The following is an 8397-nucleotide window of genomic DNA, read 5'->3' as shown; positions in this document are numbered from 1 at the left end:
GCAAGGAACAATAATTAGTATACTGACTTTCTTCCTCTTGGTCAATGCTTTTTTTGATTTTTTTATTAGATTTTTGATGACTTCCCATTTGGCCAAATTTTATTAGACTTTTTGAGCTATTTTATTTTATATTTTTTACTTTTCGATTTTAAAATTTATTTTTTTAAATTAATCATCACTTTTTTCGTCATGATTTCGTATAATATTATTAGAAAGATTCTTTTTATAGAAAAGGAGATAGCCATGCCTTGCTACATTTTAACCGACAAAGCAAAAGATCGACGCTACCTTCAAAAGGTACTTGTCGATTCGCTCTTCTTTGAAACACCTAATTCACTCCTCCATGCACTGGGTCGAACCAATCATGGACAGATTATTATCTTGGACTCCTCAATTCGTTCCTTTGATGAAGCCGGCTTACAAACTGCTAAAATTATTCGGCAACATGATCCAGATAGCCAGCTAATTATGATTGCTGAACGGGCCACTCTTGCCGAAAAATGTTTTGAAGCGCAAATCGGTCTTCTTGACTTTATCATTAAGCGTGATTTCAGTACATCCTTTTTTGCCCGGTTACTTCGGGCTATTTCCCGTGCCGAACAAAACCTTCGTCAAATGCATGAGTCTCGCCCCATCCCCATTCGGCTACCGGATGGTGCTAATAGTCGTTTGTTTGATTTAAACAAAATCATCTACCTAACAACCGACAGTGGCAGTCATCACTTATTCATCCATGAGGAGAACCATGTTTCACGGATTCGTGCTTCCATGCGTGAAATTGAATCATGTCATAAGAATCTTTACCGCGTTCACTCGTCATTTATGATTAATGTTGCCTTTTTGCATGCTTATCATGCAGACGAACACATGTTATTACTGATAACTGGTGATCGCATTCCCGTTTCGCGCCATTACGCTGGTCGGCTAAGAGAAATTCTTCGTTGGCCATCTGAAAACCCGCGCACATCTGCCTCCTTACAAAAGAACTAAAAAAAGCCGGTCGATATTTTATCGACCGGCTTTTTAGCGCTTGCATTCGCTAGCTTTGTACTAATTAGTTATCTTGGGATGCTTCTTCTACATCCGCTTCATCAGCCATGGGTTCCAACTTTGTAAAAGTAGCAACCTTGGAATCATCTTCCAAACGAATTAAACGAACACCCTGAGTTGAACGACCAGTTGTTGAAACATCAGCAATTGAGAATCGAATCATCACACCAAGGTTTGTGGTAACCATGATGTCTTCATCGCCATCAACCGTGACCATTCCGGCCAGTGGTCCGTTCTTCTCCGTAATGGTTGCCGTTTTAATTCCTTTACCGCCACGGCCCTTAACCGGATATTCGGCTGCAGCGGTTTGCTTACCATAACCCTTTTCAGTAATGATGAGCACCTTGCTGTCTGGCACCAGAATATCCGCACCAACCACTTCATCGCCTTCGCGAAGGTTGATACCACGAACACCAGCAGCCGAACGACCCATCAAACGAACGGCTTCTTCAGCAAAGGTGACGGAATAGCCATTATGGGTAGCAATGATGATGTTTTGCTCACCATTCGTTTCCAAAACCTTTAGAATTTCATCGTCCTCGCGCAGTGTCAACGCCTTCAATCCGGAAGTCCGAATGTTAGCAAAGTCCTGCACCTTCGTTCGCTTAACGACACCCTTACGAGTAACAAAGAAGAGATTGTCTTCACTTTCGGCAGGACTACCGTGAACCGTTAACAAGCTTTGGATGGCTTCGTCTTGATCGAAGTTCAGCAAGTTAATCACAGGGATTCCCTTCGCTGAACGACCGTATTCAGGGATTTCATAACCCTTCATTCGATAGACTTTTCCCTTATTGGTAAAGAAGAAGAGCGAATCATGCGTCGACAAATTGGCCAGTTGTGCCACGAAGTCTTCATCATTCAGATTCATTCCTTGAACACCACGACCACCACGGTTTTGTGCCTTGAATTCGGATGCCGCCACACGCTTAATGTAACCATTGTGAGTCAACGTTACAATGACATCCTCTTCTTCAATCAAATCTTCATCTTCAATACTGGTTACATCCCCAACCTGTAATTCGGTACGACGGGCATCCCCGAACCGGTTTTGGATTTCGAGCAGTTCATCGTAGATGACCTGATCAATGCGCTCTTGGTGAGCCAAAATGTCCTTCAAGTCAGCAATTAAGGCGACTAACTTCTGATATTCGTCCTCAATCTTATCGCGTTCCAGTCCGGTTAAGCGAACCAAACGCATATCCAAGATTGCTTGGGATTGCTTGTCCGACAAGTCATAACCATCAATCAAACGTCCCTTGGCTTCATCCGAAGTCTTTGATGATCGGATGATATGAATAATCTCATCGATATGATCAAGAGCAATCCGCAAACCTTCCAGTATGTGGGCCCGTGCTTCGGCTTTCTTCAAGTCGAACTGTGTCCTTCGGCGAACAACCGAACGTTGGTGCTCCAAGTAGGCTTCCAGAATTTCTTTCAAGGAAAGTGTCTTTGGTGCACCATGGCTAATGGCCAGCATGTTAAATGAGAAACCGGTTTGCAGCAACGTCTGCTTGTAAAGGTTATTGAGAATAACCGAAGCAGAAGAATCACGACGAACATCGATGGAAATACGGAGTCCGTCACGATCTGATTCATCACGGATGGCGGTAATCCCATCAATCTTTTTGTCACGAACCAATTCTGAAATCCGCTCAATCAAACGCGCCTTGTTGACCGCATATGGCAACTCGGTCACGATGATCTGTTCGCGACCAGTCTTGGTTTGTTCGATATCGACTTTGGCACGGATGGTAATGGTTCCACGACCAGTTTCGTAAGCCTTTCGAATACCAGCCTTCCCCATCACAATTCCACCAGTTGGAAAGTCAGGACCAGGCAAAGCTTCCATCAAGTCGGCGGTTGTCGCTGCGGGGTTTTTCATCAAAATGTGCAAAGCCGAAATGACTTCACCCAAGTTGTGCGTTGGGATGTTTGTGGTCATTCCAACGGCGATTCCCGTTGCCCCGTTCACGAGTAGGTTTGGAATACGGGCTGGCAAAACATCGGGTTCACGTTCTTCGCCATCATAGTTAGGCACGAAGTCAACCGTGTCCTTGTTCAGGTCACGAACCATTTCCATGGCAACCTTCGACAAGCGAGCCTCGGTATAACGCATGGCAGCGGCTGAATCGCCATCGACAGACCCAAAGTTTCCGTGTCCATCAACCAAAAGATACCGGTAGGAAAAGTCCTGAGCCATTCGCACCATGGATTCATAGATGGCAGAATCCCCGTGGGGGTGATACTTACCCATGACATCACCGACGATACGAGCTGACTTTTTGTGTGGTTTATCAGGCGTGTTGCCCTGCTCAATCATCGAATAGAGAATTCGACGGTGGACGGGCTTCATTCCATCACGAACGTCCGGTAAAGCACGGGCGACGATGACCGACATCGCGTAGGAGAGGAAGGAGGTCTTCATCTGCTGCGCGAGGTGGGTATTTTTAATACGACTATCTTGTTCTTCTGGCATTTCTTACTCCGAATCAAGCAGTGGCTTAAATATCAAGGTCTTGTACGTAGACCGCGTTGTCCTCGATGAATTGACGACGTGGTGGCACATCGCCACCCATCAGCATATCGATGACGGCATCCGCTTCTTCCGCATCGGCTGGATCTACCCGCAACAAACGACGGTTTGCTGGGTCCATGGTCGTATCGGCCAACTGGTCGTAATCCATTTCACCAAGACCCTTGTAACGCTGAACCTTTGGCTTGGCGTTCGATGGCAATTGGGCTAGGTAATCGGCCAATTCTTCATCCGTGTCCAAATAGGTCATGTGCTTCGCGTTTCCAATTGTCACACCATACAAAGGCGGTTGCGCAATGTAAATGAAACCAGCATCAATCATTGGACGCATGTAGCGGTAGAAAAGCGTCAGTAACAGTGTTCGAATGTGAGCACCATCAACATCGGCATCGGTCATAATGATGATTTTATGGTAATTGGCTTTTTCAACGTTAAAGTCATCCCCAAAACCAGCCCCAAGTGCAGTGAAGAGGGAACGAATCTCTTCGTTAGCCAAGACACGGTCCAACGAAGCTTTCCCAACGTTCAAAATCTTTCCACGAATAGGCAAAATAGCCTGTGTCAAACGATTACGACCCTGCTTAGCCGAACCACCGGCTGAGTCACCCTCGACAATGAACAATTCAGAAATTTCTGGATCCTTTGACGTATTGTCGGCCAACTTACCTGGCAAGTTTGAAATTTCAAGGCCAGACTGACGGCGGGTCATTTCACGCGCACGTTTAGCGGAGAGCCGGGCCTTTTGAGCAAGCGTTCCCTTTTCAACGATTTGCTTGGCAACCGTTGGGTTTTCCAGCATAAAGCGTGAAAACGTTTCGGAAAACATGCGGTCAACCGCTTGACGAGCGTCTGAATTACCAAGCTTCGTCTTGGTCTGCCCCTCAAATTGGGGATCCGGATGCTTAATCGACACGATGGCCGTCATTCCTTCCCGGACGTCTTCTCCAGTCAATGACTCACCGTTTTCTTTAATCATCTTTTGCTTACGGGCATAATCGTTAATAACACGCGTCAACGCGGTCTTAAAGCCGGTTTCGTGTGTTCCACCTTCGTAAGTGTTGATGTTGTTTGTAAAAGTCTTGAGGTTTTCTTTGATTTCCGTCGTGTACTGAAGAGCAACTTCCACGACAATGCCGTTTTCTTCTCCTTCTACGTAGACGGGTTGGTCAAAGAGGACCTGCTTTCCTTCGTCCAAGTAAGAAACGTACTCCTTGATTCCACCTTCAAAGTGGAAGGATTCTGATACTGGTTCATCCGGACGGTTGTCCGTAATGGAAATCCGCAGTCCCTTATTCAAGAAAGCCAGTTCTCGGACACGTGAAAGGAGCGTTTGGTAATTGAAAATTGTTGTTTCCTGGAAAATATCAGGATCAGGCTTAAAGTGAACGATTGTGCCACGTTCAATTGGAAGCGGACCAGACTTTTTTGTCATGCCAGTCTTTACACGACCCGTTTGAAAGTCCATGTAGTAAAGCTGACCGTCACGAACAACTTGAACATCAAGTGAAGTCGAGAGGGCGTTTACGACCGAAGCTCCAACACCGTGAAGTCCACCCGAAACCTTGTATCCGCCACCGCCAAACTTTCCACCAGCATGCAAAATGGTAAAGACCGTCTCCAATGCTGGTTTTCCAGTCTTACTTTGGATATCAACCGGAATACCACGACCATCATCCGTTACGGTAATGGAATTATCCTTTTCAATCGTAACCGTGATATGGCTTGCAAAACCAGCAAGGGCTTCATCAATTCCGTTATCCACAATTTCCCAAACAAGGTGGTGAAGTCCTTGTGCAGTAGTGGTTCCGATGTACATACCAGGACGCTTACGAACCGCTTCAAGCCCTTCTAAGACTTGAATCTGGTCGGCATTATAGTCGTCCGCATCAGTAGTCATCTTACTGGCGTTTTCGATATCCTCGGCGGAAACGGATACGGTTTCCATCTCATTTTTTTCTTCTTCAGCCATGATTCTCCTCTTGCTCATTTGATTCTTCCACCTGAATTGTTCCGTCCTTGACCAAAAAGATTTTAGGTTCTTTGATCAACGACCGAGCAACTTCGGAAAGGGAGGGAGCGGTAATAAAGGTTTGCACCTTATCTTCGATTGTCATCAATAAGTGGGTTTGTCTCGAAGCATCCAGTTCGGACAGGACATCATCGAGCAGCAAAATCGGATATTCTCCGGTCTCTTCGTGCATCAAATCAATTTCACCCAGTTTTAGCGCCAGTGCCGCCGTGCGTTGTTGGCCCTGTGAACCGAAATTTGACACGTCCACCCCATTCACTTCAATGACAAAGTCATCGCGATGGGGACCAACCAGTGTCGTTCCTTGTTTTTTTTCACGATCGGCATGCTTTTCAAAAGCAAGCGTCAGTGCCTGTTTCAGCGTCTCTTCGTCCGAAATTTCCTGGACGTTCACCGCCGTTTTGTACTGGATAACAAGTTCTTCTTGTTGATTCGCCACCTGACGATGAATACGCGCAGCAGCCTGTTCTAATTCCGTTAAGAAACGTTTCTTCAAAAGAATGAGCTTGCTAGCAAGTTCAATCAATTGCTCCGTCAATACCGAAAGAAAGACAGCATCTTTCTTTCCGCCGAAGGACCAGGCCTTTAAATAGGCATTCCGGTCCCGGAGCACTTTGCGATATTGCGCCGACAACTGTAAATAAGTTCGGTTCATCTGCCCAAACTCAATATCAATAAAGCGTCTGCGGACGGCGGGAGCGCCTTTGACCAAGTCCAAGTCTTCTGGAGCAAAGAGAATGACGTTTAATTGGCCAATATAGCTTGATAGGCGAGACTGGTCCAGGTGGTTCACCCGGGCCTGCTTTCCTTTTTTCGACCAAGTCAGTGAAAGCGGCGTTTTCCCAAAGCGACTCACGATAATCCCTGCTACCCGTGCTTGATCCTGGCCCCACTGAATAAGGTCCTTATCAACCTTTGTACGGTGGGAACGAGCCAAAGCCAAGGCATAAATGCATTCCAACAAGTTAGTCTTTCCCTGAGCATTTTGTCCCAGAAAAACGTTGACCCCAGGTTGAAAAGTCAGGTGCGCCTCATCGTAGTTACGAAAGTGACTGAGCGTTAATTCGCTTAGTTCCACGAAGAAGGTCCCGTTGGCCTTTTCTGAGAGGGTTTCTTTTGCTCCGACCTCTTAGAACGAGCAGCCTTTGTCATGGCCTTTTCTTTGGCCTTTGCCGACTTGGCCTGCTGCTTTTGAAAACGGGCCAAAATGGCTGCTTTCTCTTCACGCTCGGCCAACTCTTCCGCCGACTCACGGTCAATGGTAAAATCCTGACCAGCCGTTTCAATCAAGTCACCGGGATAGAGTTTCTTTCCCCGACGCTGTTCTTCTTCGCCATTCAACAACACTCGTTGCTCAGCCAAGTAACCCTTGGCCTGACCACCAGAGTGAATAATGTTGGTGATTTTCAGCAATTGCTGAAGCGTAATGTACTCGGTTGTTATTGCCAATCGTTCGGCCATGAGCCACCCCTAATTCCTAACAGACTTACCCCATTATTATACCATACTTATCGCTATTTCCCTCTAAACGCTTGATTTAAGCAATTTCTCTTCTTTGAGTGACTTTTCCCAAAGAAAGACAAAAGCCGTTTGCCGCTTTCCTAGCAAAAAAGAACCACAATACCGGCTAGGTACTATGATTCTTTTACAATTTTAAATTAAAACGTCCGGACGGGCGTAATCAACTGGAGTTGCTTATTATCCGTTTCACCTTCAGGAATAATGATGAAGGGACGTAGGTTCGTGGTGAACTTCAACTCAACGGTCTTCCCTTGAAGCACACGCAAAGCGTCGCGGACGTAATCAGGGTTAAAGGAAATTTCCAAATCATCCCCAGCAATTTTGTCTGCCGAAAGCGTTTCTTTCACCTGACCAACTTCTTGGGAGTTACCAGAGATTTCTGCCTGCTGATCTTTAATCGTCAGCAGAACCACGTTATTTCGCGATTCGTGTGAGAGGAGTGAAGCACGGTCAATGGCCCCAGATAGGACACCAGCATCGATCTCAATTTCCGTGTTGGCTTCAGACGGAATCAACCGGTCGGTTTCAGGGTAGTTTCCCTCCAAGAGTCGCGAATAGAAAGTCGTTCGGCCAAAGATAAAGACAGCCTGGTTGGCCGATAGCTTCACTTCAACGACGTTGTGACCTTCAAGCAAGGACTGCAACTCATTAAAGGCCTTAGCTGGAATAATAACGGAGGCATCATCGATGTTTTCAGCCCCGACAAGGGTAATAATCCGCTGTGAAAGGCGGTGTGAATCGGTTGTGACCGCCTTCATTTGATTACCTGATAGGGAAAGGTGAATTCCCGTTAAAATTGGACGACTTTCCTGAGTGGAAGCCGAAATCTTTGTTTGGGCAATTAATTCAATTAATTGAGCTGCTGATAGCTTTAATGATTTGCTCTCTGATAGCTCAGGTAGCTTTGGGTAAGCCGAACTAGGTTGTCCGTTAATTTTAAAGGATGCCGATCCTGAAGTAATGAGTGCCTGTAGCCCTTCGATTGAAAGGGTCATATTCGTTGCTGGTAGGTGCTTAACGATGTTAATAAAGAAAGTCGCCGGAAGCGTGATGCCACCAGTTGACTCAATGACTAGTTCATTTGCCGTGTCATCGGCTGCTAATGAAATTTGAATGGAGATATCAGCATTTGAACCAGTTAAGACGAGTTGATCTTCTTCTAAGTCTAATTTTAAGTTCGTTAAAATCGGAATGGTTGTCTTTGATGAAATGGCTCGAGAAACATCATTCAAGGCCTTGATAAATGCTTGACGGTTAATCG

General features: G+C 45.9%; 6 protein-coding genes. 1 reads left to right on the top strand and 5 read right to left on the bottom strand.

Annotation, left to right across the window (positions count from 1 at the left end; genetic code table 11):
* Nucleotides 1-243: 243 nt before the first annotated feature.
* Nucleotides 244-990 (top strand): LytR/AlgR family response regulator transcription factor, encoded by a 747-nt coding sequence (locus tag IV71_RS04400; protein ID WP_010691346.1) that lies wholly within the window; start codon nt 244-246, stop codon nt 988-990.
* Nucleotides 991-1054: 64 nt separating this feature from the next.
* On the opposite strand, the gene gyrA is transcribed toward IV71_RS04400, so the two are convergent.
* The 5 genes from gyrA to dnaN all read right to left on the bottom strand — a co-directional run bounded on the left by gyrA (nt 1055) and on the right by dnaN (nt 8395).
* Nucleotides 1055-3529 carry a DNA gyrase subunit A gene (gene gyrA, locus IV71_RS04395; RefSeq protein ID WP_010691348.1) on the bottom strand — a complete coding sequence of 825 codons (2475 nt, stop codon included), beginning with the start codon at nt 3527-3529 and terminating at the stop codon, nt 1055-1057.
* A gap of 25 nt (nt 3530-3554) precedes the next feature.
* Nucleotides 3555-5531: a DNA topoisomerase (ATP-hydrolyzing) subunit B gene (gene gyrB / locus IV71_RS04390; RefSeq protein WP_420889348.1), complete on the bottom strand. Its 1977-nt coding sequence runs from the start codon at nt 5529-5531 to the stop codon at nt 3555-3557.
* Between the two features lie 16 nt (nt 5532-5547).
* Entirely contained in the window at nt 5548-6693 is a 1146-nt protein-coding gene (recF, locus tag IV71_RS04385; protein WP_010691351.1) for a DNA replication/repair protein RecF, read from the bottom strand.
* Nucleotides 6684-7076, bottom strand: coding sequence for a S4 domain-containing protein YaaA (yaaA, locus tag IV71_RS04380; RefSeq protein ID WP_010691353.1), 393 nt, complete (start codon nt 7074-7076; stop codon nt 6684-6686). The genes recF and yaaA overlap by 10 nt, the downstream gene beginning before the upstream one ends.
* A gap of 197 nt (nt 7077-7273) precedes the next feature.
* Nucleotides 7274-8395, bottom strand: coding sequence for a DNA polymerase III subunit beta (gene dnaN, locus IV71_RS04375; RefSeq protein WP_056995025.1), 1122 nt, complete (start codon nt 8393-8395; stop codon nt 7274-7276).
* Between the last annotated feature and the right edge of the window lie 2 nt (nt 8396-8397).

Origin of the sequence: Fructobacillus fructosus KCTC 3544, from assembly GCF_001438695.1 — a bacterium.
In the GTDB taxonomy this organism is placed as follows: Bacteria; Bacillota; Bacilli; order Lactobacillales; family Lactobacillaceae; genus Fructobacillus; species Fructobacillus fructosus.
The sequence above is the reverse complement of the archived record's forward strand: the minus strand, read 5'-3'. Positions and strand labels throughout refer to the sequence as shown.

Coding starts and splice junctions, on each gene's coding strand:
- IV71_RS04400 (WP_010691346.1), top strand. CDS start 244: ATGCCTTGCTACATTTTAACCGACAAAGCAAAAGATCGACGCTACCTT.
- gyrA (WP_010691348.1), bottom strand. CDS start 3,529: ATGCCAGAAGAACAAGATAGTCGTATTAAAAATACCCACCTCGCGCAG.
- gyrB (WP_420889348.1), bottom strand. CDS start 5,531: ATGGAAACCGTATCCGTTTCCGCCGAGGATATCGAAAACGCCAGTAAG.
- yaaA (WP_010691353.1), bottom strand. CDS start 7,076: ATGGCCGAACGATTGGCAATAACAACCGAGTACATTACGCTTCAGCAA.